This window comes from Nocardia sp. NPDC055053, assembly GCF_053608285.1.
In genome coordinates, this window is the sequence record NZ_JBSGVD010000016.1 from 37,624 (window position 1) to 60,885 (window position 23,262).

The window sequence follows — 23,262 nt, forward strand, 5'->3', positions numbered from 1 at the left end:
CTGTCCATGGCCGCGCTGCTGCTGGCCGGCGTCACCGCCGTCGCGTTCACCGCGGCCTGCGGTGGCACCGGCACCGAATCCGCGGACGGTAAGACCGTCACCGTGTACTCCGCCGACGGCGTCGGCGGCTGGTACAAGAACCGCTTCGCCGAGTTCACCAAGGAGACCGGTATCGCGGTCAACCTGGTCGAGGCGGGCTCCGGCGAGGTCGTCAACCGTGTCGACAAGGAGCAGTCGAACCCGCAGGCCGACGTCGTCGTCACGCTGCCGCCGTTCATCCAGAAGGCCAAGAAGTCGGGCCTGCTGCAGCCGAGCGGCATCGACACCGCCGCGATCCCCGCCGCGGACAAGGACGCCGAGGGCACCTACGTGACCCTGGCCAACAACTATCTGTGCTTCATCGCCAACCCCTCGGTCGACGCCTCCGCGCTGACCTGGGAGGACCTGCTGAAGCCGGAGTACAAGGGCAAGCTGCAATACTCCACCCCCGGCCAGGCCGGTGACGGCACCGCCGTGCTGGTGCTGCTGCAGCAGCTGCGCGGCAAGCAGGGCGCGCTGGACTACCTGGCCGCGCTGCAGGCCAACAATGTCGGCCCGTCCTCGTCCACCGGCAAGCTGCAGGCCAAGGTCGACAAGGGTGAGCTGCTGATCGCCAACGGCGATGTGCAGATGAACCTGACGACGGTGCAGGAGAAGGGCTCCAAGTTCAACGTCTTCTTCCCCGCCGCCGCAGGCAAGCGCTCCACCGTATCGGTGCCCTACGTGATGGGCCTGGCCAAGGGCGCGCCGCACAAGGACGACGCCACCAAGCTGATGAGCTTCCTGCTCGCCACCGACGCGCAGAGCAAGCTGGGCCCCGAGGCGTTCGCCGTGTCGCCGCGCACCGATGTGGCCGCCCCCACCGAGAGCGGGCCCGCCGCCACGCTGCAGGGCGTCGACGTCGTCGCGGTCGACTGGAACAAGGTTCTCACCGAGCTGGACGCCGATCTCGCGGCGTACCAGAAGGCAACCGGAAGCTGAATCACGCTGTGCTGTAGAGGAGTTGACGATGTCCGACGGTGACCTCCGGATCGAGTCCGCCACGCGCACCGCGGTGGCGGCGAACGAACCGGCGATCGTGTTCGACCGGGTCGGGGTCAGGTACGGCAGGGGCCGCAAGGCCGCGGTCGCGCTGGCCGATTTCACGCTGCGCGTCGCCGTCGGCGAGACCGTCGCGCTGCTCGGCCCGAGTGGGTCGGGCAAGTCGACCGCGCTCGAGGCGCTGGCCGGGTTCGTCCGGCCCACCTCGGGCGCGGTCCGGCTGGCGGGCCGCGACGTCACCGATCTCTCGCCCGCCAAGCGTGGGATCGGTGTCGTCGTCCAGTCCTACGCGCTGTTCCCGCACATGAGCGTGCGCAGCAATGTCGCGTTCGGGCTGACATCGCACCGGGTCCCGCGCGCCGAGATCGGCGCGCGGGTCACCGAGGCGCTGGACATGGTCGGGATGGCCGGCTACGCCCAGCGGCTGCCGCGCGAGCTGTCCGGCGGCCAGCAGCAGCGGGTGGCGATCGCTCGCGCGCTGGCGATCCGGCCCAAGGTCCTGCTGCTCGACGAGCCGCTGGCCGCGCTCGACGCGCAGCTACGGCACTCGATGCTCGGCGAGCTCCAGCAGTTGCGCAAAGCCTTGCCCGACACGGCGATGCTGTATGTCACCCACGATCAGGCCGAGGCGCTGGCCCTGGCCGACCGGATCGCGGTGATGCGCGATTCCCGGCTGGTCGACATCGATACCGCCGAGAACCTGTGGCAGCGTCCGCCTTCCGATTTCACCGCCGGATTCCTCGGCGGCGCGAACCTGGTGCCGTGCACGGTCGATCACATCACCGGCACCGCGGCGCTGGTCACCGCCGGTACCGCGACCCTGCGTGCCCAGGCGCCGCAGCCCGGCGTCGGGCCGGCTGACTGGGCGCCGAACGATGCTGCGCTGCTGTGCATCCGGCCGCACACGATCACCGTCGGCAAGACCGGCGACCGCGATGCCCTGCGCGCCACCGTGCTGACCTCGGTCTGGCGCGGCGCGTCGACCAGGGTCGAACTGGCGGTCGACGGCCTGCCCGGTGAGCTCGCCGCCGACGTGCCGGGCCACTTCACCACCGAGGTCGGTGCGGTCGTCGGCGTGCGGCTGCCCGATCCGGCCGGTGTGCTGATCCCCAACGCGATCGGCGCGGAGGCGCGGCGATGAGTACTCCGGTCCTCGATCAGCCCGCTCCCGCGGCTGCGGTGAAACCCGCTCCCACGCAGCGTTCGTGGTTGCCGGTTCTATGGACGATGCCACCGGTTCTCGTCGTCCTCGGCATCGCGGGCTACCCGATCCTGCGGGTACTCACCGAGTCCACCCGGACACCGACCGGGCGCGGCACCGCGGTGTGGACCTCGGTGCTCGGATCCGAGCCATTCCGGGAAGCGTTGTGGCGCACCGTGTCCATCGCTGTCTGCGCGACGGCGGGCTGCCTGGTGCTCGGCACATTCCTGGCGATCGTGCTGGCATTCGTGCCGTTCCCCGGTTCGGGTGTGATCGGCAGGCTCATCGACACGATCCTGACCCTGCCGTCGTTCCTGATCACCCTCGCCTTCACCTTCCTCTACGGGACGGCGGGCGCGGTCAACGCGCTGCTGGCCGAATTGACCGGCGCCACACAGCCGGTCGTCGATTTCCTCACCACCCCACTCGGCGTGATCCTGGCCGAGATCACCTACTTCACCCCCTTCGTGGTGCGTCCGGTCCTCGCCGCGTTCACACAGCTGCCGCGTGAACAACTCGATGTGGCAGCGAGTCTCGGCGCGTCACCGTGGCGGGTGCTACGGCAGGTCGTCCTGCCCGAGGCGTGGCCCGCGCTCGCGGCGGGCGGCAGCCTGGTACTGCTGCTGACGCTCAACGAGTTCGGCATCGTGCTGTTCACCGGCGCCAAGGGCGTGATCACCCTGCCCGCGCTGATCTACACCCGCGGCATCGTCACCTTCGACCTGCCCGGCGCCGCCGTGCTGGCCTCGGTGCAGGTACTGCTCTCGCTCACCCTGTACCTCACCTACCGGCTCGTCTTCGCCCGGTTCACCACCCGCCCGAAGGGAGACTGATCGTGCTCGTCTGGACTCCGCGGGGAAAAGCCTTGGTACTGAGCGTGTTCGGGCTCGTGGTGGCGGTGGTCTTCGTCGCCCCGATCGCCACGGTGGTCGCCGCCGCACTGGCGGGCAGCTGGACTGGCCCGCTGCCGTCAGACCTCGGCTTCACCAATGTGGGCAACGCCCTCAGCGGTGAGCAGGCCGCCAGCCTGTCGGTGAGCCTGCAGACAGCACTGCTGGCAGGCGCGATCTCCCTGGTCATCGGCACCTGGGCGGCACTGGCCTCGCGGGAAGCACCCGCCTGGCTGCGCCGCCTCACCGACGCGGTGTTCCACCTGCCTGTCGCCGTCCCCTCGGTCGCCGTCGGCCTCGGTGTCCTCATCGCCTTCAACGAACGCCCACTGCTGCTCGGCGGCACGAAGTGGATCGTGATCGTGGCGCACACCGTCCTGGTCCTGGCGTACGCGTTCAGCGCGGTCTCCGCCGCCCTGGACCGCCTCGACCCCGCCTACCGCCAGGCCGCCGAATCCCTCGGCGCCGGCCCGGTGCGTGTCCTGTGCCAGATCACCCTCCCTCTGCTGCTGCCCGCCCTCGGCGCCGCCGCGGGTCTGGCAATCGCCCTGTCCATGGGCGAACTCGGCGCCACGATCATGGTCTACCCCGCCACCTGGAAGACGTTGCCCGTCAGCATCTTCGCCCAGACCGACCGCGGCGAGGTGTTCGACGCCGCAGCCGGAACCACGGTCCTCGTGATGGTGACACTGGTCGTGCTCGCCCTCCTCGGCCGGGTGCGAGGGCGGGCAACGCTGCGCTGATCCGGAGCCCGGGCGGCCGACCCGGCTGTCGTCGTGAGATCCGCGGCGGGCAGGTCGGTGACACACTCTGAGAGTGGTCCCGACGGCGCTGTTCGGCCAGTGAGTCGTCTACCGGAGCGCGGCGGCATCCACCGCGGTGAGTCCGCCGTCGACACGCAGATCATGGCCGTTGATGTAGGTGGCGTCGCCGGAAGCCAGGAACGCGACGGCGGCGGCGACATCCTCGGACGTGCCGACGCGGCCTGCGGGGGACGCGCCGGCGGCACCCTGCTGGGCTTCCTCGGACAGTTCGGCGCGGAAGGCCGGGGTGTCGATGTAGCCGGGGCTGACCGAGTTCACGCGGATGCGGCGAGGTGCGAATTCGGCGGCGAGTGTGCGGGTCAGGTTGTGGACGGCGGCCTTGCTCGCCGAGTACAGGGCCGTGCCGGGAGCGCCGCGGTGCAGGCCGAACGAGGCATTGATGACGATCGCGGCGTGATCGGGCAGCAGCGGCAGCGCCTTCTGGATGGTGAAGAACGCGGCCTTGACGTTCGCGCCGATCACGTCGTCGAACAGCGCGTCGGTGACCTGATCGATCGGCTGGAACGAGCCGATGCCCGCGTTGGCGAACACCACGTCGAGGCGGCCGAAGCGGTCGGCGACGACGGCCACCATGGTGTCGAGGTCGCCGAGATCGGTGACATCGCCCGCGATGCCGTGTGCGCGCTCGCCGAGTTCGGCCACCGCGGCGTCGAGCCGGGTCTTGTCGCGACCGGTCACCACGACCTCGGCGCCTTCGGCGACCAACCGGTGCGCGGTGGCCAGACCCATCCCGCTGGTGCCGCCGGTGATCAGTGCCGTCTTGCCGTCGAATCGAGAACTGTTGTGTGTCATGGATTCAGCGTGGTCGCGCGACCGGTGAGTGGGCAGTGCGCAGTTATCAGGGGTGTGGCAACACCAGGCTCGCGGACGCTGCGGTAGTTCCCCAGCGCGTCAAGCGGATTCGGTCAGGCGCAGTCGTGGCAGGCGGGTGAGGCGCTCGGCGGTATCGGAGCCCGGCCTCGGGTTGTACAACACCAGCGACCAGTCCGGATGATCGGCGATGGTCAGCGTTGTCGCGTCGAAGTACAGCTCGCCGACCTCGGGATGACGGAGGGCATTCACCGCCTGCAGCGGGGCGCCGACCTCGTGGCGGTCCCACAATTGCGCGAACTCCGGCTCGGTGGCGGCGAGTTCGCGGGCCACCCGGAGGAATTCGTCATCGTGCGGTGCGAGCGCGGCATCGGCGCGGTACGCGGCGACAATCCCCGGCGCTGCCGCATCCCATAGCGCGGGCAGGCCGCGATAGCGCGGGCTGGTGAAGAAGGTGATCAGGCAATTGTGCGGTTCGCCGTCGTCGCAACCGAACGCCCGTCCGGCGATGGCGTTGAACGCCAGGATGTTCCAGTACCGATCACGCACCACGGCGGGTCCGCGCTCCCAGCCATCGATGAGCCGACGGATCTCGGGAGTCACCTCGGTCCCCGCCGAACCGCTCGCGGGCGGCGGGTTGAGCCCGGCGAGCAGGTACAGGTGCGTCCGCTCCGCGTCGCTCAACCGCAAGACCCCCGCCACCGCGTCGAGCACCTCACCCGACACCGTGATGTCACGCCCCTGCTCGAGCCACGTGTACCAGGAGACCCCCACCCCGGCTAACATCGCGACTTCCTCGCGCCGCAGACCGGGCGTACGTCGACGACCTGCCACGGGCAGCCCGACATCGCCGGGCCGGACCCGTTCCCGCCGCGACCGCAGGAAATCGCGCAACTCTTCACGCCGCCGGGTCGATGCCGCACTGACCATGAAACCAAGGTAACAACCGTGGCGAATCGGGGGTGCCGCTCGATGTCTGTGAGCCGGTTTGCGCTGGGCGACCAGGTCGCCCCCGCTCAACCGTCCAGCCGGATCCGGATGCCCACCGTGCGCTCGGAACCTCCCCGCAGCCGGCTGCCCAGGAGCCCGATCCGGGCGACCAGCCCGTACTTGCGCTTCATCAGAGTGGTGAAGTGTGCACTCGCGTCCGGTGCGAGCACCTCGGCGAGGCCTGGAACCGAGGTGCCGAGCGGCTTGCCGCGCCAGTCGCAAGGGGCGACCGTCACCCGGCTTCCGTTGCGGATCCGCTTCACCTTGCCTGTGTCCGCCGCGCTCCACACCGCCAGCGTCTGGCCGTCGCGCATCGCCCAGACCGGGGTGGGAACCGCCCTGCCGTCTCGGCGGAACGTGGTGAGAAGCAGATACTTGCCGGCGGCCAACTCGTCCAGCACCGTGTCGGTGTGTTTCATGACAAGATACTAACCAGTTAGTTAAGTTTGTGCTGGAGCCGCTCAGCGAAGCGCACGACGTGGCTGAAGGGAATCTGCATGGGGCGATTCGTCGGGACCTTGCTCGCGGGCTTTGTGTTGGGCACCCCCGCGGTTCCTGTCGGTCTCTCGCTTTCCCTGCCGGGCCCGGTCGCGCTGGTCGCGGTGCTGCTGGGCGCGGCCTGCTGTGTGGCCTTCGCGGTGTTCGCCATGGAACGCGTCCGGCTGCTCTGGCAGTCCAGGCGCGTCCGCCGGAAGTCGGCCGCCGCGCGGGCCGATTCGGCGACGGAAGCCGACGGTGCATTCGACAGGGCCAGCGGAGAGGTGCCCGCAGCGGACGCCCGGCTCTCCGGCGCCACGGGGCGGCGGGCCAAGCGAGTCCTCGACCGATACGGCGTGGCGGGCTTCGGCATCGTCGGGCCTGCCCTCTTCGGCACCTGGGGCTCGGCCCTACTCGGTGCGGCGCTGGGAATCCCCAGCTGGCGGCTGATCCGCTGGCTGATGACCGGGGTCGCCCTGTGGTGCACGGTGCTGCTCGTCGCATCGGACGCGGCCTTCTCCGTCTTCGGAATCGGGTGACGCAGCGGATGTCCCGAGCCGATGCCACCAAGGCCCGTATTCTCCAGGCCGCCACCGATGAGTTCGCCAAGTACGGTATCGCCGGAGCGCGAGTGGACCGGATCGCCAAGACGGCGGCGGCCAACAAGAATCTCATCTACGTCTACTTCTGCAGCAAGGACCAGCTCTTCGACGCGGTCTTCGACGCCCACGTCACCCACGGCCTGAATTCGGTCCCCTTCACCCCGGACAACCTCCCCGAGTACGCGGGACGGCTGTTCGACTACTGCCGTCAGAACCCCGAAGTCATCCGGTTGGCCACCTGGCACCGCTTGGAGCGTGGCGACCGGGACCCGGCCGTCGCGGCGCCCGCGCGCGACGCCAAACTGGACGCACTTGCCGCGATACAGAAGAGGGACGGCATCGGCTCCGAATTCTCACCCACGGCACTGCTGACCCTCGTCCTCGGCATGGCTCTCGCGTGGAACCCGAGCAGCATCACCAGCTTGCCCGCCGGCTTGTCCGAGGCCGAGAGCACCGATGACCGCCGCCGCGCGATCGTCGAGGCTGTGCGTCGCCTCCTGTGAGCGGCAGCCCCTGGATATCGTCGGCAAAGGCAGCAGGCGACAGCGTGACCTGACCCCGCCGATTCGGTCCGGTCGGCGACAAGGTGGTGATCAGCCACACCTTGGGGCCCTGGTGTGCGGCACCGCTCCGGACGATGGTTTACCTATGAATGGTATGCAATCGACCGCCGAGGCGTGGCAGGAGAAGTTCCGGGCCCGCGGCCGGACCAGGGTCATCCTGGCTTGCGGAGTGCTCCTCGCGGGGCTGAGCGCGGCGGCCCTGGTCATCGCCATTCCCCGGCTTGCTTCTGCGATGGCCGGGATGGATGTCTCGACCATCCTGATCTGGCTGGCAATTCCGGTCTTCATCGCCGCCGTCGCGGCGGAGTTCGTGTACCTCAAGCGTCACGGCAAGCCGTACGACTACCGCGACTCGGCTACCTCCATCGCCGCCGGTCTCGGGTACCAACTCCTCAACATTCCCTGGGCGCTGGCGGAACTCGCGATCTTCGCGTCTGTTTCTTCGCTGGTGCCGTGGCGCCTCGAGGGTTGGGTCGCGTGGGCCGTCGCACTGGTCGGGGTCGACTTCGCCTACTACTGGTTTCACCGCGCGCACCACGAAATCCGGGTGTTCTGGTCGGTCCACGTCGTGCACCACTCGAGCGAGAGCTTCAACCTCACCACGGCACTGCGTACGCCTTGGCTGGTTGTCACGTCCCTGCCGTTCCTTGTACCACTGGCACTGTCGGGAATTGATGGCAAGATCATCGCCGCCTCCTACGCGATCAACCTGCTGTACCAGTTCGGCATCCACACCGAGGTCATCGACAAACTGTGGGCGCCTGTCGAATTCGTGTTCAACACGCCGAGCCACCACCGCGTGCACCACGGCTCCAACACCGAATACCTCGACCGCAACTACGGTGGCGTGCTCATCATCTGGGACCGCGTCTTCGGCTCCTTCGAGCCGGAGGGCGAGCGGGCGATCTACGGCCTCACCAAGAACGTCGACACCTACAACATCGCGAAGATCAACGCCCGCGAGATGGTCGCGCTCTGGCGCGACGTCAGGAACGCGGCGAAATTCTCGGACAAGCTCGGCTTCCTGTTCCGGGGGCCCGGTTGGCGGCCACAGCCGACCTGATCGACCAGCTCAGCCGGCGCGCGCCAGGAACCCGGCATTCCTAGGATGGCGCGTGGGCCCGGGATGGTGGGCGCCGTCGAGATCGATGAGGAGCCGGTTGTGTCGGACACGTTTGTCGTTGCCGCTCGAATCCCCATGGGGCGGGAGGCATTCGAGAAGTGGCTGGAGACGCCAGCGCCGGGGCCGGAGGCCATCGAAAACCATGGCGCGATGTATGACCGGTGGTTCTGGGACGGGAAGGCGCCGGATTGGCGGCAGGCTGAGGAGGGGGCAACGCCTCGGGAGTATTTCGCCGACTGCTTCGGGGAGGACACCGGTGGGCTGACGTATGTACTGAGGTATCGGGCGGGAGCGCTCGAGGCGTATTTGATGCACTTCGGGTTCTGTGAGTCGAACATCTATACCGCGCTGGTGATGCTCGCCGCGGCGGGGCGGTTGAGCTCTGAGGTGGCGCCGAGCACGGTGTTGTTCTGGGCCGAGACCAGCGGGGCGATGTTCGCGGCCGATTCGGACGGATGGCTGGCGACCCTGTCGGTAGGTGTCGATGGGGCGCGGTTCGCCGCCGATATCGATCTCACGGCGACGATCGCGCAGCTACGAACGGCCGAGGCGAGCTATTTCGATCTGCTCGTCCGGTTGGCCGAGGTGGAGGAATCGGTTGGCGCCGACGGCGCGTCGAGTTTCGCCGCGATCGCCCGTGATCCACGGTATGTGGATGCCGCGGTCCTCGCCGAGAGCTGAACGGGGGCAACGGCTGGCGGGCGTGGCGGCCCGCTCGCCGTTGCCCCGAATGCCCGACTACTCGGGGCCGCGACTGGTGAAGTCGAAGGATCCGCCGTCGATGCCCCAGGAGATGACCCGCTCGGGGCGAATTCGGATGACCGTGCGTTCCTGGTGCGGGAACGGTGGCTCCTCGTCATCGAGCGCCTCGGCCGTGCCGCGGACCTCGATGCCGCGAATCACGTACGGATCCAGGGAAACCTGTTGGTCGATGACGAACGACACCCGGCTACCCGCCTCGATATTGCGGTACTTTCGAGTGGCGCGCATCCGCATGCCGCCGATGTCGATCGTGCCGTCGGCGTTCACCCGATAGTTGGTCGGGTTGTTCTGGACTACGCCGTCGGGTGACACCGTGGCCAGCCGGCCGATCCCGGCCTCGGCGAGGAACTGCTGTTCATTGATGGTGAAGGTCATGTCGGTTACTCCTCGGTGAGGTCAGAACAGGATCAGTGCGGCGCACAGTCCGGCGATGGCGATGAATTGCAGGGTGACCCGGTATTTCAGGATGCTGTCCCACTTGTCTTGCAGCGCACGGGCATCGGCCGGGATGATGCCGCTCCGCGCGGCGGCGGTCTGCCGGGAATTGATCGGCTTGGCGATGCGGACGTAGAAGGCGAGCCAGGTCAGCAGCGCCGCCACCGTGATCCCCGCCGCGACGGCGGCGCCGATCTGCCCGGCCCACAACGCGATCAGCAGCGTGAGAACCGCGGTGACCACACCGCCCACACCGAACACCGGCATGCGTTTGTCGCCGTAATAGTGCCCCCATCCCGCGCTCATGGTCACGGTCGCATCATCGAGCTTGCGGTAGACGGACCGGGTGATCACGGCAGCGCAGACATCGGTGCCGTAGATGACGGCATTGGCGAGAACGGCGACGACGGCGATGATCTGGCCGGTGACGATGAGCATTGTCGGCTCCCTATCTTGACTGCTAGCAGCGCTAGAAACTGGAGCAACGGTAACATTCGTCCGCTAGCTTGTCTAGCGTTGCTAGATAGTCCGCATGGAACGTCTCACCTCGGCGACCCGCGACCATGGCTGTCGAGGTACCGCGAGCCGTCGGTCGGCGGGCCTACGCTGGGTGGGTGTCGGTGCTACCTCTGATCTTCACCGCGGGCTGGGCCAGCGGGATCAACGCGTACGCGGTGGTGTTCCTGCTGGGGTTGTTCGGCCGGATCGGCTGGACCGACGACGTGCCCCCTGGGCTCCAGCGGACCGATGTGCTCGTCGCCGCGGGAGTGCTGTTCCTGATCGAGGCTGTCGCCGACAAGATCCCGTACCTCGACTCGTTCTGGGACGCCGTGCACACGGTGGTGCGGCCCGCCTCGGGTGCGGTGGTGTCGGCTTTGATCGCCGGTCAGGATGATTCGCTGCCGGCGCTGTTCGCCGCGGCGGTCGGCGGGACGACCGCCTTGGCCAGCCACATCGTCAAAGCGGGCACCCGCATGGCGGTCAACACCTCGCCGGAACCGGTCACCAATATCGCGCTGAGCACCGCCGAAGACCTGAGCGTCGGCGGTGTCCTCGCCCTCGCCATGTTCTTCCCGGTGCTGGCCGCGGTGATCGCCGCGGTCCTGCTCGCCATCGGACTGTGGGTCGTCTACGCCTGCGCCAGCCGCATCCGGCGCTACCTCCGACGCCGCAGGGAACGCCGGGAGACTCGACGGACGGGTGAGGCCGCCGCACTCGAATAGTGCCGAGCAGCAGGACGACCGGCGGCGGATCGGCCCTCAGCGCACCTGCGGCGCCACCTTCGTGCCCAGCAGGTCGATGCTGTGCAGGACCTGTTCCGGCGGCAGGGTGCCGACGCTGGTGTGCAGCATGAACCGGTCCAGCCCGAGGGTGTCGCCGACCTCGGCGATCTTGCCCGCCACGTAGTCGGGAGTGCCGACGAACAGCGAACCGCTCTGCGAGCGCAGGGCATCGAACTGTTCGCGGGTCATCGGGCCCCAGCCGCGTTCGCGGCCGATGGTCGACATGGCCAGCGCGTACGGCGCGTAGAAGTCGGCGACGGCTTGCGCGTCGCTGTCGGCGACATAGCCGTGCGCGTGCACCGCCACCGGCTGCTTCTCGTGGCCGCCCTCGGCCAGCGCCCGGTGGTACAGCTCGACCAGCGGCTTGAAGCGCGCCGGCTGGCCGCCGATGATGGCGATCGCCAACGGCAGCCCGAGCAGACCCGCGCGGATGACCGATTCGGGACTGCCACCGACCGCGATCCACACGGGCAGTGGCCGCTCGTCGGTGCGCGGGTACACCGTCACGTCGCGCAGCGGCGCGCGGAACCGGCCCGACCAGGTCACCGGACCCTCCTCGCGCAGCCGCAGCAGCAGTGCCAGCTTCTCCTCGAACAGTGCGTCGTAATCGGCGAGGTCGTAGCCGAACAGCGGGAACGACTCGGTGAACGAGCCGCGTCCGGCCATCAGCTCGGCCCGGCCGTTCGACAAGCCGTCCAGCGTCGCGAAGTCCTGGTAGACCCGGACCGGGTCGTCGGAGCTGAGGACGGTCACCGCGCTGGTCAGCTGGATGCGCTCGGTCCGCGCTGCCGCGGCGGCCAACACGACCGCGGGGGAGGAGGCCGCGAAATCCTGGCGGTGGTGCTCGCCGACGCCGTAGACATCCAGGCCCGCGGCCTCGGTCGCGACGGCCTCGTCGACGACCTGGCGCAGGCGCTCGGCGGCGGTCGGCGCGGGCCGGTCGCCGGTGGGGTACAGCTCGGCGAAGGTGGTCAGCCCCAGTTCCATATGAACCTCGTTTCGGGATGCGGTCTGCTCCGGTCATCTCCTAAACGGACTGCGGTCCGGCGAAATTCCCCGATTGTGGATGGATGCAGATTATCTATAACAAAACTATAGTGGCCGTATGACCGCCCTCGCGCCTACCCGTACCGAACCCGACCTGTCGTTCCTGCTCGACCGGACGAGTCATGTCCTGCGCACGCAGATGGCGGCGGCACTCGCCGAGATCGGCTTGACCGCCCGCATGCACTGCGTGCTGGTGCACGCGCTCGAAGCCGAGCGCACCCAGGCGCAGCTCGCCGAACTCGGTGATATGGACAAGACGACCATGGTCGTCACCGTCGACGCGTTGGAGAAGGCGGGGCTGGCCGAGCGCAAGCCGTCGAGTACCGATCGCCGGGCTCGCATCATCGCGGTCACGCCCGAGGGTGCGAAGCTCGCCGCGCGCAGTACCGAAATCGTCGACGGCGTGCATGAGGCGGCCCTGGGGTCGCTGCCGAAGGTGGAGCGCGAAACCCTGGTTCGCGCACTGAATCTGCTGGTGGAGGGTCATCTGTCGACGGCGGTGGAGGCTGCGCCCGCGCGCCGCGCGCGGCAATAGTCCGTAATGGATTGTCTGCAACGAAACTATCTAGTACGGTCGTTTCATGACCACTTCTCAGCGCATCGCCCTCGCGGTGCTGTCGGCGGCGACGCTGATGACCATCCTCGACGGCAGCATCGTGACCGTCGCCATGCCGGCGATTCAGGACGACCTCGGCTTCTCGCCCGCCGGTCTGAGCTGGACCGTGAACGCGTACCTGATCGCCTTCGGCGGCCTGCTCCTGCTGGCGGGGCGGCTGGGCGACCTGATCGGCCGCAAGACGATGTTCCTCACCGGCACTGTCGTTTTCACCGCGGCATCACTGCTGGCCGGTGCGGCGACGAGTCCGGCCATGCTGGTCGCCGCGCGCTTCCTGCAGGGCGTCGGCAGCGCGATCGCCGCCTCGGTGGTGCTCGGCATCCTGGTGACGATGTTCCCCGGCCCGCGTGAACGGGCAACGGCCATCGGCATTTTCAGCTTCACCGGCGCCGCGGGTGCCTCTCTCGGCCAGGTGCTCGGCGGGGTGCTCACCGATGCGCTGAACTGGCACTGGATCTTCCTGATCAATGTGCCGATCGGGCTCGTGACCGTGCTCGTCGCGGTGAAGGCGCTGCCCGCCGACCGTGGGCTCGGCTGGTCCGCGGGCGCCGACATCCTCGGTGCCGTTCTGGTGACCTCCGGTCTGATGCTCGGCATCTACACCGTCGTCGAGGTCGAACGGTACGGCTGGGACTCGCTGCACACCCTGGGTCTGGGCGCGCTGGCCGCTGGGCTGCTGGGCGCGTTCGTCGTCCGTCAGGCGACGGCCCGTAATCCGCTGCTGCCCCTGCGAATCTTCCGTTCCCGCACCGTGTCCGGCGCCAATATGGTGCAGATGCTCACGCTGTCGGCCATGTTCGCCTTCCAGATCATCGTCGCGCTCTATCTGCAGAAGGTGCTCGGCTACAACGCTTTGCAGACCGGTCTGGCCATGTTGCCCGCAGCCGTCGCCATCGGCGGGGTGTCGCTGTTCGCCTCGGCCCGGCTCATCACCCGCTTCGGGGAACGCACCGTGCTCGTCGCCGGTCTGGTGCTGCTGCTGGCCGGAATGGCGTGGCTCACCAGGCTTCCGGTGCAGGCCGACTACGTCGTCGACCTGCTGCCGATGATGGTGCTGATCGCCGGCGGCGGACTGGTCCTGCCCGCGCTCACCGGGCTGGGCATGTCGGGTGCCGCGGCCGACGATGCCGGGCTGGCCTCTGGCCTGTTCAACACCACCCAGCAGGTCGGCATGGCGATCGGGATCGCGGTCCTGTCCACCCTGGCCGCCGCGCGGACCGGCACCGAGCTCGCGGCGGGCGTTTCGGATGCCGTGGCGCTGACCAGCGGTTACCGGCTGGCGTTCACCGTGGCGGCGGGGCTTCTTGCGACGGCCCTGCTCGTTAGCGTCACCGTCCTGCGCCGCCCGGGCACCACCAGCGAGGCCGTCCCGGTCGCCACCCCGGTTCCCGCCTTCTGAACCGGCGGCCCGCACGGGCCCGCATCGCGGAACCACCCCGTTCCTCCTCGCGCAACGCCGCCGCCATCCCGATGTCGGCGGCGAGCTACGTGACCGCGGGATGGGTAGCCGCTACCGTTCCAGCCGCTGAGTCTCGGCGAGGCGGGTGTCGAACCAGCTGACGAGCTCCGGGTCGTCGAGACCATCGGCGACGAGCGTCGCCGCGGACAGATCGTGCGAGCGGGTGTAGGCGTTCTGCGCTGCGACACAGCGTAATCGGGCCGCCGTCGCGGACAGGACGCCGTTGGCGGAGTCCTCCACGGCCACGGCGTGTTCGGGAGCGCAGCCCGTTCTGGACAGGACCTCGAGGTACACCGCCGGGCTCGGCTTGAGGTCGGGCACTTCGGTTCCGGTGACCACGGTGCCGAACACATCACCGAACGCGTTCCGCAACAACGGTTCCACCCAGGCGCGGGTGCCGGTGGTCGCCACGTGCAGTGCGACACCCCGCGCGGTGAGCTGCTCGATGAGCTGGCGTGTGCCCGGCCTCGGCTGGATCTGCGCGTCCTCGACCAGGCGCCGCATGATCCGTGTCTTGCTGGGGTGCAACCGTTCCGCGAGCTCCCTGGCCTGCGCGGGCGGCCTGCCGGTGCTCTCGAACCAGTACGTCATCCGGTGCGTGCCGCCGGCGATCTTCAGCAGCTGCCCGTAGCAGTCGACGTCCCACCGGTCGGGTAGCCCGGCCTCGGCGAAGGCCGCGTTGAACGCGACCCGGTGACCGTCGCGTTCGCTGTCGACCAGGGTGCCGTCCACGTCGAAGATCACCGCGTCCAGGCGAGTCATCGTGTCCCGCCCAGGTATTCGCGGATTCGGGTGACGACCGCCTGCACGGTGAAGCCGTGATGAGCCATGACCTCGGTACCGGGACCGCTGTGCCCGAACTCGTCGATGCCGATCGCGAGATCGACCAGCCCCGCCCAGCCCGCGGTGCTGCCCGCCTCGATGCTGACGGTGTGCGTGGAGGTGTCGGGGGAGTAGCGCGACCGGTCCAGCGCCGACACCACATGGACGGTGTCGCCGTCGGCCCGAAGCTGATCGGCGACGGCCGCCGCCAGCGCGACTTCCGAGCCCGTGGCAACGAGTTCGACAGTGCGGAGCTCCTCGCCGCCGCCGGGCGAGCTGGTGGGGGCGATCTCGTCGGCGCCTGTGTCTAGGTCGGACCTAGGCGCCTGGCTGGTGCCGGAATCCGCTACGGCGGCCTGCGGGTCGGCCCCGGGGTGATTCATCGGGCGGTGGGTGTTGTGTTGTGGGAGAGCCTGTCTGGACAGAACCAGCGCGGTCGGGCCGTCGGTGCGCCTGAGCGCCAACTCCCAGGCGAGAGCTGTCTCGGCGTCATCGGCCGGGCGCAGCACCTGCAAGCCGGGGATCACACGTAGCGATTCGACGTGTTCGACCGGCTGGTGGGTCGGTCCGTCCTCGCCGACGGCGATCGAGTCGTGGGTGAGCACGTAGATCACCGGCTGACCCATCAGCGCCGACAGACGCAATGCCGGACGTAGATAGTCGGCGAACACGAGGAATGTACTGCCGAACACCCGGAATCCGCCGTGCAGGCTGATCCCGTTGAGGATGGCGGCCATCCCGAATTCGCGGATGCCGAACGCGATCGCGGTGCGCGCGTAGTCGTCCCGGGTCACCACCGGGCCGCAGGATGTGCCGGTCGAGCCCGCGAGGTCGGCCGAGCCACCCACCAGCTCCGGCATCACCGACAGCACGGCATCGAGACAGGCCTGCGAGGACTGCCGAGTCGCCCGCGGTGCGTCCCCGACGATCCCGGACAGTGCCTCGGCGAACCCGGCGGGCAGGATCCGCGCGCCGGCACGGGTGAACTCCTCGGCGCGTTCCGGTGCGGCAGCGGCGAATTCGGCGAACCGTTCGAGCCAGTCCGCGCGGTCCTCGGCGCCGAGCTCCGCGAGCACCGCACACGTCGCACCGACCTGCTCGGGCACCGTGAACGGCGGATGGCCCCACCCCGCGATCTCTTTGGCCCGTGCCAGCTGATCGGCGCCCAACGGTGATCCGTGTGCCTTCGCCGTACCCGCCACGTCGGGAGCGCCGTGACCGATCACCGTGCGGACGGCCAGGAAGCTGGGACGCGGGTCGGCCTTGGCGCGGCGGATGGCCGTGTCGATCGCCTCGATATCGGTGCCGTCCGGCACCACCTCGGTGTGCCAGCCGTAGGCGGCGAAGCGGGTGATCTGGTCGTCACCGCACGAGCGCTCCACCGCGCCGTCGATGGTGATGGCATTGTCGTCCCAGAGCACGATCAACCGGCCAAGCCCGAGGTGCCCGGCGAAGGAAGCTGCCTCATGGCTGACGCCCTCCATCAGGCATCCGTCGCCGACGATCGCGTAGGTGCGGTGCTCGGTGATCTCGGGGTAGCGGGCGTGGGACATGCGCTCCGCCAATGCCATTCCCACCGCCATCGCCAGCCCCTGACCGAGCGGTCCGGTCGTGCACTCCACCCCGGGCGTCTCGCCGAATTCCGGGTGGCCTGGTGTCCGCGACCCCAGCTGCCGGAAGCGGCGCAGCTCCTCGACGGGCAGGTCATAGCCGAACAGATGCAGCAGCCCGTACAGCAGGGCCGAACCATGCCCGGCCGACAGCACGAACCGGTCCCGGTCCGCCCATCCCGGGTCCGCCGAATCGTGCCGAAGATGCCTGCTCCACAGCGTCCACGCCATCGGCGCCGCCCCCATCGGCATGCCGGGATGGCCGGAGTTGGCGGCCTCGACCATGTCGGCGGCGAGAAACCGCAGGGTGTCGACGGCGAGCTGGTCGGTCTCGACCGACGGCGCGACGAGCGGCCGATGGACAGTGGATTCCGGCATGGCGCGGCCTTCCTGATCGGGTCCGTCCATCGCACCGCATCGGCGTCGCCGCGCCCTCCCCCCGGCGGGTGGGCGCGTGGGTGATATCGGGAAATGCGGGGAGCCACCGAGGTTTTCGGTCGTAGGCTGGCGGTATGCCGATCCCGTTACGGCTTGTGCTCGTCGACGATCACGAGATGGTGCTGCACGGGCTCGACGCGATGCTCGGCCATTTCCCCGACGAGGTCGTCATCGTCGGGCAGTCCACCACCGACACCGCCGCGCTGCGGATGGTCGCCGAGCACCGGCCCGATATCGTGCTGTGCGATGTCCGCATCGGCAAGGCCAGTGGACTCGATCTGTGCAGGCAGATCACCGTGCAGTACCCGGAGACGAAGGTCGTCCTGCTCACCGTGTACGACGACGAGCACTACCTCTACCAGGCCCTGCGCGCCGGCGCCGCGGGCTACATCCTCAAACGGGTCGACGGCCGGGAACTCGTCGCCCAGCTGCTGCGGGCGGGGGAGGGGGAGACCGTGGTCGACCCGGCGCTGGCCGGTCGGGTGGCGCTGGCCGCCGCCCGGCTCGACTCGGGGCAGTTCTGGTCCGGCGCGCACCTGGGACTGACCCAGCGGGAGTCGGAAGTGCTGGGGCTGTTGGTGTCCGGGTATTCGAACCGCGCGGTGGCGGGCAAGCTGGTGGTCAGCGAGGACACGGTGAAGACCCACATCCGGGGGCTGTATCGCAAACTCGGGGTGTCCGATCGCAGCGGGGCGATCGCGGTCGCGTTGCGCGAGGGGCTGTTCCGTTGACCGCCGCCGCGCCGACAGCGGCCGAGCTCGCCGCGCTCCTCGCCGCCGACGGTGTGCTCCTCTATGCCGTCGACGGGCAGGACCTCGGCATCGTCGACCTGTGGCCCGCGCATCCGTCGGCGGGCTCGCTCACCTTGCCGGTGGGGTTCGGGGTGACCGGGTTGGTCGCCCGGACCGGCAAACCGGTGCTGCTCGACGTCGATTCGCCACGTAATGCGCTGCACCGCAAGCTGTTACAGCTCGAACCCGACCAGACCGTCACCCGGATGTGCCTGCCGCTGCCGGGAATCGACGGCGCGGCGGTCGGCGTGCTGGCCGCGCACCGCGACCCGGCCGAACCGTTCGGGCCCGATGATCTCGCGCGCGCCGAATCCTATGCGGCGGTGCTCGGTCTGTCGTTGCACGCGCACCGGTTGTGGCGCACGGTGAATCGGCACCGCAGCGAGCGGGATCGCCTTGTCGAGCAAGCGATCTCGGCGCAGGAGACCGAGCGACGCCGGATCGCCTTCGACCTGCACGACGGGGTGACCACCGCGCTCGCCTCCATGTCGTTCCATTTGTCCGCCGCCGACCTCACCGTCTCCGAACTCGCCGCCCACGTCGCCGCCGGTGACGAAGCCGGTGCGCGTGCCGTGGAACGCGCCCGTGAAGAGCTGATCAGCGCCCGCGCGCTGGCCGACTTCGCCTACAACGAGACCAGGGCGGCGATCTCGGGCCTGCACAGCCTCGTCCTCGACGACCTCGGGCTGATCGCCGCCATCGAATCGCTGGTGCACACGGCGAGCACCGGCGACGGACCGTCGATCGAATTGCTCGTCGACCCGGCGGCCGCCGTCGGCGACATCCCCGACCACGCGGCGGCAGCCCTCTACCGGATCGCGCAAGAGGCACTGGCCAACGCGGTCAAGCACGCGGGCGCGAACCGGATCGTGCTGTCGCTGCGCCGGGCCGGCGACTCGGTCGTCCTCGGCTGCTCCGACGACGGCGCCGGCTTCGACCCGATCGCCCGCCGGGAAGCGCGAGCCGTCGACGGTGAGCAGCATTTCGGTCTGAGTTCGATCGCCGAACGCTGCGCCGTCATCGAGGCCTCGCTGCGGGTCGAGTCGATGCGGGGGCGCGGGACGATCCTGCTGGTCGAGCTGCCTATCCGGTAACGGCGCGGCCGAGCCGCTGATCGGTAGCCGGCGGAGCGCCTTGGTGCCAGGCTGCGGGTCCGGACGGCCGAGTCGTCAGCGGGTCGCGTCGGCCGCGCTTCGGCAATTGGCGAGCAGAATCTGTTGCGCCGCAGCCACTTCGTCGGATTCCGCCCACGCACGCAGGGCCGCGCTGACGAGCGCTCGGCCGAACGAGAAGGTCACCGCCCACGGCCGGCCCGCGAGGATATTGAGGTTGCCCAGGTAGTCGCAGACCTGCTCGGTGGGTTGCCCACCGGACAGGAACGCGATGCCGGGCACGGCAGCGGGCACGGTCTCACGCAGCACCGTGAAAGTCGCTCCCACCACGTCGTCCACCGACACCGGCGCCGCATCGAGACCGGGCGTCACGAAGTTCGGCTTGAGCACGATGCCCGACAGGTCGACACCGGCGGCATCGAGCGCGGCGAACACCGACCGCAAGGCCAGCCGGGTCGCCCGGAGCGAGGCGTCGAGGTCGTGGTCACCGGTGCACAGCACCTCCGGCTCGACGATCGGGACGATGCCGTGCCGCTGACACAGCGCCGCGTAGCGCGCCAGCGCGTCCCCGTTGGCGTGCGCGGCGTAGGGCGTGATCGACCGCACGTCGAAGACGGCCCGCCACTTGGCGAACGCGGCGCCGCGCTCGGCATAGGCGGCCAAGCGGGCGCCGAGCCCGTCGAGTCCCTCGGTGACGAGCGCGCCACCCTGGCCGGGAAGTCCGGTGGTGCCGGTGTCGACCTTGATGCCGGGCAGGATGCCCAGCTCGCGCGCCGCGACCGGGAACGCGCGGCCGTCGGCGAGATCCTGACCGAAAGTCTCGTCGCACAGGATGATTCCGCTGATCCACTCCGCCAGGCCGTCGGCGGTGAGCAGCAGCGCGCGGTAGTCGCGCCGGGTGGTCGCGCTCGCGGGAATCCCTTCCTGTTCCAGGCGGGCGGACATGGTCTTGATCGACTCGTCGGCGGCGAGGATGCCGCGGCCGCCGCCGGTCAGCTGCTGGGCGACGGCGGCGAGAGTCGTGGCGGGAAGTGTCGTCATGGGGAGAGCATGCGAGCGGTTCCGGACCGCGTCCTCACCCCTGCGGGCGATGCCGGGTGTGAACTGCCGCGTTGACAACCGGCACGAAACTGGGAAGCCTTTTGGTCATCCAGTCTGACCGCAGTGCCGCGGCACGGAAAGAAGCCGGTGATGACCTCGATCGATGACCCCGCCGACGACCTGTCGGTCACGCCGCCGAAGACCTGGGCGGCGGGTGTTCCCGGGGTGGTCCACGCACTCGAGTACTCGCTGTCGCAGACCTCCGCCAAGCGCACCGCGCTGACGCTGCTGAACGTCAACCAGACCGAGGGCTTCGACTGCCCGGGCTGTGCCTGGCCGGAGCCGAAGCACCGGCACAAGAACGAGTACTGCGAGAACGGCGCCAAGCACGTCAGCGACGAGGCGACCACCCGCCGGGTCACCGCGGAGTTCTTCGCCACCCACACCATCGACGAACTCGACGCCACCTCCGACTACTGGCTCAATCAGCAGGGCAGGCTGACCGAGCCGATGGTCAAGCGGCCCGGCGCGACCCACTACGAGCCGATCGGCTGGGACGACGCCCTCGACCTGATCGCCACCACGCTGCGCGGGCTCGACTCGCCGGACGAGGCACTGTTCTACACCTCGGGCAGGCTCAACAACGAGGCCGCGTTCCTGCTGCAACTCTTCGCCAGGGCTTACGGCACGAACAATCTGCCCGACTGCTCGAACATGTGCCATGAGTCGAGTGGATCGGCACTGAATCAGACGCTGGGTGTCGGCAAGGGCAGCGTGTCGCTGGACGACATCTACGCCGCCGACCTGATCTTCGTCGTCGGCCAGAACCCGGGCACCAACCATCCACGGATGCTCTCGGCGCTGGAAGAGGCCAAGCGCAACGGCGCCAAGATCGTCGCGGTCAACCCGCTGCCCGAGGCCGGGCTGATCCGGTTCAAGAACCCGCAGGTCCCGCGCGGGGTGATCGGGCGCGGCACCGCCATCGCCGACCACTTCCTGCAGATCCGCCCCGGCGGCGACCTCGCCCTGTTCCAGACGCTGAACCGGCTGCTGCTCGAAGCCGAGGACACCGCACCGGGCACCGTTCTCGACCACGACTTCATCCGCACCGAGACCACCGGCTTCGACGCCTTCGCCGCGCACACCAGGCAGCTCGGCTGGGACGCCGCGCTCGAGGCCACCGGGCTGACCAGGGCGGCGATCGAGCAGGTGCACGAGCAGGTGCTCGCCTCGAAGAAGATCATCGTGTGCTGGGCGATGGGACTGACCCAGCACAAGCACGGCGTGCCGACGATCCGCGAGATCGTCGACTTCCTGCTGCTGCGCGGCAATCTCGGCCGCCCCGGTGCCGGGGTGTGCCCGGTCCGCGGGCACAGCAATGTCCAGGGCGACCGCACGATGGGCATCTGGGAACGGATGCCGCAGACCTTCCTCGACGCACTCGGCACCGAGTTCGGCTTCACCCCGCCCGCCGCGCACGGCCTGGATTCGGTCGCCGCGATCCGCGCCATGCGCGACGGCACGGCGAAGGTATTCGTCGGTGTCGCAGGCAATTTCGCGCGTGCGACACCCGACAGTACGGTGACCGAGGCCGCCCTGCGGCAGTGCGCGCTCACCGTGCAGATCTCCACCAAACTCAACCGCTCGCACACGGTCTGCGGTGAGACGGCGCTGATCCTGCCCACCCTCGGCCGCAGCGATCGCGACATCCAGGCGAGCGGTGAGCAGTTCGTCACCGTCGAGGACTCGATGAGCGAAGTGCACGCCTCGCGCGGCAGGCTCGACCCTGCCTCGCCCCACCTGCTCAGCGAGGTCGCCATCATCTCCCGGCTCGCGCGGCGCACGCTCGGCGCGACCCCGGCGATCCCATGGACGGAATTCGAAGCCGATTACAACACCGTGCGCGACCGCATCTCCCGGGTCGTGCCCGGTTTCGAGAACTTCACCGAGCGCGTCGACCGGCCGGGTGGGCTGCGGCTGATCAACCCGGTCAACCAGGGCGTCTACCGCACCGCCAGCGGCAAAGCGGAGTTCACCTGCAACGACTTCGCCATGCTCACGGTGCCGCCGGGACATCTGCTGTTGCAGTCGCTGCGCTCCCACGACCAGTGGAACACCATCCCGTACGCGAACAACGACCGCTACCGGGGCATTCACAACGCGCGCCGGGTGGTGATGGTCAACCCCGACGACCTGGCCGAGCTCGGGCTGGCCGATCGCGACATGGTCGACCTGGTCAGCGTCTGGCACGACGGAGTCGAGCGCCGCGCGGAGAACTTCGTCGTGGTGGCCTACCCGGCCAGCCGTGGCTCGGCGGCGGCCTACTACCCCGAGACCAATGTGCTCGTTCCGCTCGACAGCGTCGCCGACATCAGCAACACCCCCACCTCCAAGGGCATCGTCGTGCGCCTCGAACCGCGTCACAGCACCGTGCGGGGGTCCTAGCTACACTCCCTTTATGTCCGTGCGCACCCGTCAGCCACTCGTTCCCGGCACCCAGTCGCCGATCCGGGACGTCCCGCGTTCCATCGAGCGTCCCGAGTACGTGTGGAAGAAGACCGCGAACGAGGGCCACGAGCCCTGGGTGCAGACGACCGAGACCATCGAGAAGATGCGGATCGCGGGCAAGATCGCCGCCCAGGCGCTCGAAGAGGCGGGCAAGGCGGTCGCGCCCGGCGTCACCACCGACGAACTGGACCGTATCGCGCACGAGTACATGTGCGACCACGGCGCCTACCCGTCCACGCTCGGCTACAAGGGCTTCCCCAAGTCCTGCTGCACCTCGCTCAACGAGGTCATCTGCCACGGCATCCCCGACTCGACCGTGATCGAGGACGGCGACATCGTCAATATCGACGTCACCGCCTACATCCACGGCGTGCACGGCGACACCAACAAGACCTTCCTCGCAGGCGATGTCGACGAGGAGGTGCGGCTGCTGGTCGAGCGCACCGAAGAGGCAACCAACCGGGCGATCAAGGCGGTCAAGCCGGGTCGCGCGCTCAATGTGATCGGCCGCGTCATCGAGGCATACGCCAACCGCTTCGGCTACGGCGTCGTCCGCGACTTCACCGGCCACGGCGTCGGCCCCACCTTCCACAGCGGCCTGGTGATCCTGCACTACGACCAGCCCAACATCGAGTCGGTCATCGAGCCCGGCATGACCTTCACCATCGAGCCGATGATCAACCTCGGCGGCATCGACTACGACATCTGGGACGACGGGTGGACCGTGGTCACCCAGGACCGCAAGTGGACGGCGCAGTTCGAGCACACGCTTGTCGTC

24 protein-coding genes are annotated in these 23,262 nt (G+C 69.0%); 15 read left to right on the plus strand and 9 right to left on the minus strand.

What is annotated here, in order from left to right:
- Window positions 1–6 precede the first annotated feature (6 nt).
- The 4 genes from ACWF82_RS18440 to ACWF82_RS18455 are packed head-to-tail and all read left to right on the plus strand — an operon-like array spanning window position 7 to window position 3,914.
- A complete protein-coding gene (locus ACWF82_RS18440) occupies window positions 7–1,020 on the plus strand; it encodes a 2-aminoethylphosphonate ABC transporter substrate-binding protein (RefSeq protein ID WP_452502783.1) in 1,014 nt (337 codons plus the stop codon).
- A gap of 28 nt (window positions 1,021–1,048) precedes the next feature.
- The gene (locus ACWF82_RS18445) at window positions 1,049–2,221 is read left to right on the plus strand and encodes an ABC transporter ATP-binding protein (protein ID WP_452502605.1); all 1,173 of its coding nucleotides are present in this window, start codon (window positions 1,049–1,051) and stop codon (window positions 2,219–2,221) included.
- On the plus strand, window positions 2,218–3,114 hold the full coding sequence (locus ACWF82_RS18450; protein WP_452502607.1) for a 2-aminoethylphosphonate ABC transporter permease subunit: 897 nt from the start codon (window positions 2,218–2,220) through the stop codon (window positions 3,112–3,114). Before ACWF82_RS18445 ends, ACWF82_RS18450 begins: the two co-directional genes overlap by 4 nt.
- Window positions 3,115–3,116: 2 nt before the next feature.
- Window positions 3,117–3,914, plus strand: coding sequence for an ABC transporter permease (locus ACWF82_RS18455; RefSeq protein WP_452502609.1), 798 nt, complete (start codon window positions 3,117–3,119; stop codon window positions 3,912–3,914).
- A gap of 108 nt (window positions 3,915–4,022) precedes the next feature.
- Here ACWF82_RS18455 and ACWF82_RS18460 read toward each other — a convergent pair whose 3' ends face one another.
- The 3 genes from ACWF82_RS18460 to ACWF82_RS18470 all read right to left on the minus strand — a co-directional run bounded on the left by ACWF82_RS18460 (window position 4,023) and on the right by ACWF82_RS18470 (window position 6,214).
- Complete coding sequence (locus ACWF82_RS18460) at window positions 4,023–4,787, minus strand: SDR family NAD(P)-dependent oxidoreductase (RefSeq protein WP_452502611.1); 765 nt, start codon at window positions 4,785–4,787, stop codon at window positions 4,023–4,025.
- 99 nt (window positions 4,788–4,886) lie between these two features.
- Entirely contained in the window at window positions 4,887–5,735 is an 849-nt protein-coding gene (locus tag ACWF82_RS18465) for a helix-turn-helix transcriptional regulator (RefSeq protein WP_452502613.1), read from the minus strand.
- A gap of 86 nt (window positions 5,736–5,821) precedes the next feature.
- Window positions 5,822–6,214, minus strand: coding sequence for a PPOX class F420-dependent oxidoreductase (locus ACWF82_RS18470; protein ID WP_452502615.1), 393 nt, complete (start codon window positions 6,212–6,214; stop codon window positions 5,822–5,824).
- Between the two features lie 78 nt (window positions 6,215–6,292).
- Here ACWF82_RS18470 and ACWF82_RS18475 point away from each other — a divergent pair, with 78 nt between their 5' ends.
- The 4 genes from ACWF82_RS18475 to ACWF82_RS18490 all read left to right on the plus strand — a co-directional run bounded on the left by ACWF82_RS18475 (window position 6,293) and on the right by ACWF82_RS18490 (window position 9,241).
- A complete protein-coding gene (locus ACWF82_RS18475) occupies window positions 6,293–6,811 on the plus strand; it encodes a hypothetical protein (protein ID WP_452502617.1) in 519 nt (172 codons plus the stop codon).
- A gap of 8 nt (window positions 6,812–6,819) precedes the next feature.
- Window positions 6,820–7,377 (plus strand): TetR family transcriptional regulator, encoded by a 558-nt coding sequence (locus ACWF82_RS18480; protein WP_452502618.1) that lies wholly within the window; start codon window positions 6,820–6,822, stop codon window positions 7,375–7,377.
- A 145-nt stretch (window positions 7,378–7,522) separates the two neighbouring features.
- Complete coding sequence (locus tag ACWF82_RS18485) at window positions 7,523–8,500, plus strand: sterol desaturase family protein (protein WP_452502620.1); 978 nt, start codon at window positions 7,523–7,525, stop codon at window positions 8,498–8,500.
- A 66-nt stretch (window positions 8,501–8,566) separates the two neighbouring features.
- Window positions 8,567–9,241: a hypothetical protein gene (locus ACWF82_RS18490; protein WP_452502622.1), complete on the plus strand. Its 675-nt coding sequence runs from the start codon at window positions 8,567–8,569 to the stop codon at window positions 9,239–9,241.
- A gap of 57 nt (window positions 9,242–9,298) precedes the next feature.
- Here the strand turns inward: ACWF82_RS18490 and ACWF82_RS18495 are convergent, their stop codons facing one another.
- Window positions 9,299–9,697, minus strand: coding sequence for a PPOX class F420-dependent oxidoreductase (locus ACWF82_RS18495; RefSeq protein ID WP_452502624.1), 399 nt, complete (start codon window positions 9,695–9,697; stop codon window positions 9,299–9,301).
- A 21-nt stretch (window positions 9,698–9,718) separates the two neighbouring features.
- On the minus strand, window positions 9,719–10,195 hold the full coding sequence (locus ACWF82_RS18500) for a DUF1772 domain-containing protein (protein ID WP_452502626.1): 477 nt from the start codon (window positions 10,193–10,195) through the stop codon (window positions 9,719–9,721).
- A 176-nt stretch (window positions 10,196–10,371) separates the two neighbouring features.
- On the opposite strand from ACWF82_RS18500, the gene ACWF82_RS18505 reads away from it, so the two are divergent.
- Window positions 10,372–10,980 (plus strand): DUF4126 domain-containing protein, encoded by a 609-nt coding sequence (locus ACWF82_RS18505; protein WP_452502628.1) that lies wholly within the window; start codon window positions 10,372–10,374, stop codon window positions 10,978–10,980.
- A gap of 36 nt (window positions 10,981–11,016) precedes the next feature.
- Here the strand turns inward: ACWF82_RS18505 and ACWF82_RS18510 are convergent, their stop codons facing one another.
- Window positions 11,017–12,027 (minus strand): LLM class flavin-dependent oxidoreductase, encoded by a 1,011-nt coding sequence (locus tag ACWF82_RS18510; protein ID WP_452502630.1) that lies wholly within the window; start codon window positions 12,025–12,027, stop codon window positions 11,017–11,019.
- Window positions 12,028–12,145: 118 nt separating this feature from the next.
- Between ACWF82_RS18510 and ACWF82_RS18515 the strand changes: the two genes are divergently transcribed.
- A complete protein-coding gene (locus tag ACWF82_RS18515; RefSeq protein ID WP_452502632.1) occupies window positions 12,146–12,622 on the plus strand; it encodes a MarR family winged helix-turn-helix transcriptional regulator in 477 nt (158 codons plus the stop codon).
- Window positions 12,623–12,668: 46 nt separating this feature from the next.
- Window positions 12,669–14,102 carry a DHA2 family efflux MFS transporter permease subunit gene (locus tag ACWF82_RS18520; protein WP_452502634.1) on the plus strand — a complete coding sequence of 478 codons (1,434 nt, stop codon included), beginning with the start codon at window positions 12,669–12,671 and terminating at the stop codon, window positions 14,100–14,102.
- A 111-nt stretch (window positions 14,103–14,213) separates the two neighbouring features.
- On the opposite strand, the gene ACWF82_RS18525 is transcribed toward ACWF82_RS18520, so the two are convergent.
- Together ACWF82_RS18525 and ACWF82_RS18530 are read right to left on the minus strand one after the other, a co-directional pair.
- Window positions 14,214–14,924: an HAD-IA family hydrolase gene (locus tag ACWF82_RS18525; protein ID WP_452502636.1), complete on the minus strand. Its 711-nt coding sequence runs from the start codon at window positions 14,922–14,924 to the stop codon at window positions 14,214–14,216.
- A complete protein-coding gene (locus ACWF82_RS18530) occupies window positions 14,921–17,002 on the minus strand; it encodes a transketolase family protein (RefSeq protein ID WP_452502638.1) in 2,082 nt (693 codons plus the stop codon). Before ACWF82_RS18530 ends, ACWF82_RS18525 begins: the two co-directional genes overlap by 4 nt.
- Window positions 17,003–17,106: 104 nt before the next feature.
- On the opposite strand from ACWF82_RS18530, the gene ACWF82_RS18535 reads away from it, so the two are divergent.
- Both ACWF82_RS18535 and ACWF82_RS18540 read left to right on the plus strand, forming a co-directional pair.
- Window positions 17,107–17,763, plus strand: coding sequence for a response regulator (locus ACWF82_RS18535; protein ID WP_452502640.1), 657 nt, complete (start codon window positions 17,107–17,109; stop codon window positions 17,761–17,763).
- Window positions 17,760–18,917: a GAF domain-containing sensor histidine kinase gene (locus tag ACWF82_RS18540; RefSeq protein ID WP_452502642.1), complete on the plus strand. Its 1,158-nt coding sequence runs from the start codon at window positions 17,760–17,762 to the stop codon at window positions 18,915–18,917. The genes ACWF82_RS18535 and ACWF82_RS18540 overlap by 4 nt, the downstream gene beginning before the upstream one ends.
- A gap of 75 nt (window positions 18,918–18,992) precedes the next feature.
- On the opposite strand, the gene ACWF82_RS18545 is transcribed toward ACWF82_RS18540, so the two are convergent.
- Window positions 18,993–19,976 (minus strand): class I fructose-bisphosphate aldolase, encoded by a 984-nt coding sequence (locus tag ACWF82_RS18545; protein ID WP_452502644.1) that lies wholly within the window; start codon window positions 19,974–19,976, stop codon window positions 18,993–18,995.
- A 150-nt stretch (window positions 19,977–20,126) separates the two neighbouring features.
- Here ACWF82_RS18545 and ACWF82_RS18550 point away from each other — a divergent pair, with 150 nt between their 5' ends.
- Both ACWF82_RS18550 and map read left to right on the plus strand, forming a co-directional pair.
- Window positions 20,127–22,421 carry an FdhF/YdeP family oxidoreductase gene (locus ACWF82_RS18550; protein ID WP_452502646.1) on the plus strand — a complete coding sequence of 765 codons (2,295 nt, stop codon included), beginning with the start codon at window positions 20,127–20,129 and terminating at the stop codon, window positions 22,419–22,421.
- Between the two features lie 13 nt (window positions 22,422–22,434).
- Window positions 22,435–23,262, plus strand: an 828-nt coding sequence (gene map, locus ACWF82_RS18555) for a type I methionyl aminopeptidase (protein ID WP_452502648.1), incomplete at its 3' end; no start/stop codon positions are given.

Coding starts and splice junctions, on each gene's coding strand:
- ACWF82_RS18440 (WP_452502783.1), top strand. CDS start 7: ATGGCCGCGCTGCTGCTGGCCGGCGTCACCGCCGTCGCGTTCACCGCG.
- ACWF82_RS18445 (WP_452502605.1), top strand. CDS start 1,049: ATGTCCGACGGTGACCTCCGGATCGAGTCCGCCACGCGCACCGCGGTG.
- ACWF82_RS18450 (WP_452502607.1), top strand. CDS start 2,218: ATGAGTACTCCGGTCCTCGATCAGCCCGCTCCCGCGGCTGCGGTGAAA.
- ACWF82_RS18460 (WP_452502611.1), bottom strand. CDS start 4,787: ATGACACACAACAGTTCTCGATTCGACGGCAAGACGGCACTGATCACC.
- ACWF82_RS18465 (WP_452502613.1), bottom strand. CDS start 5,735: ATGGTCAGTGCGGCATCGACCCGGCGGCGTGAAGAGTTGCGCGATTTC.
- ACWF82_RS18470 (WP_452502615.1), bottom strand. CDS start 6,214: ATGAAACACACCGACACGGTGCTGGACGAGTTGGCCGCCGGCAAGTAT.
- ACWF82_RS18475 (WP_452502617.1), top strand. CDS start 6,293: ATGGGGCGATTCGTCGGGACCTTGCTCGCGGGCTTTGTGTTGGGCACC.
- ACWF82_RS18480 (WP_452502618.1), top strand. CDS start 6,820: ATGTCCCGAGCCGATGCCACCAAGGCCCGTATTCTCCAGGCCGCCACC.
- ACWF82_RS18485 (WP_452502620.1), top strand. CDS start 7,523: ATGAATGGTATGCAATCGACCGCCGAGGCGTGGCAGGAGAAGTTCCGG.
- ACWF82_RS18495 (WP_452502624.1), bottom strand. CDS start 9,697: ATGACCTTCACCATCAATGAACAGCAGTTCCTCGCCGAGGCCGGGATC.
- ACWF82_RS18500 (WP_452502626.1), bottom strand. CDS start 10,195: ATGCTCATCGTCACCGGCCAGATCATCGCCGTCGTCGCCGTTCTCGCC.
- ACWF82_RS18510 (WP_452502630.1), bottom strand. CDS start 12,027: ATGGAACTGGGGCTGACCACCTTCGCCGAGCTGTACCCCACCGGCGAC.
- ACWF82_RS18515 (WP_452502632.1), top strand. CDS start 12,146: ATGACCGCCCTCGCGCCTACCCGTACCGAACCCGACCTGTCGTTCCTG.
- ACWF82_RS18520 (WP_452502634.1), top strand. CDS start 12,669: ATGACCACTTCTCAGCGCATCGCCCTCGCGGTGCTGTCGGCGGCGACG.
- ACWF82_RS18525 (WP_452502636.1), bottom strand. CDS start 14,924: ATGACTCGCCTGGACGCGGTGATCTTCGACGTGGACGGCACCCTGGTC.
- ACWF82_RS18530 (WP_452502638.1), bottom strand. CDS start 17,002: ATGGACGGACCCGATCAGGAAGGCCGCGCCATGCCGGAATCCACTGTC.
- ACWF82_RS18535 (WP_452502640.1), top strand. CDS start 17,107: ATGCCGATCCCGTTACGGCTTGTGCTCGTCGACGATCACGAGATGGTG.
- ACWF82_RS18545 (WP_452502644.1), bottom strand. CDS start 19,976: ATGACGACACTTCCCGCCACGACTCTCGCCGCCGTCGCCCAGCAGCTG.
- ACWF82_RS18550 (WP_452502646.1), top strand. CDS start 20,127: ATGACCTCGATCGATGACCCCGCCGACGACCTGTCGGTCACGCCGCCG.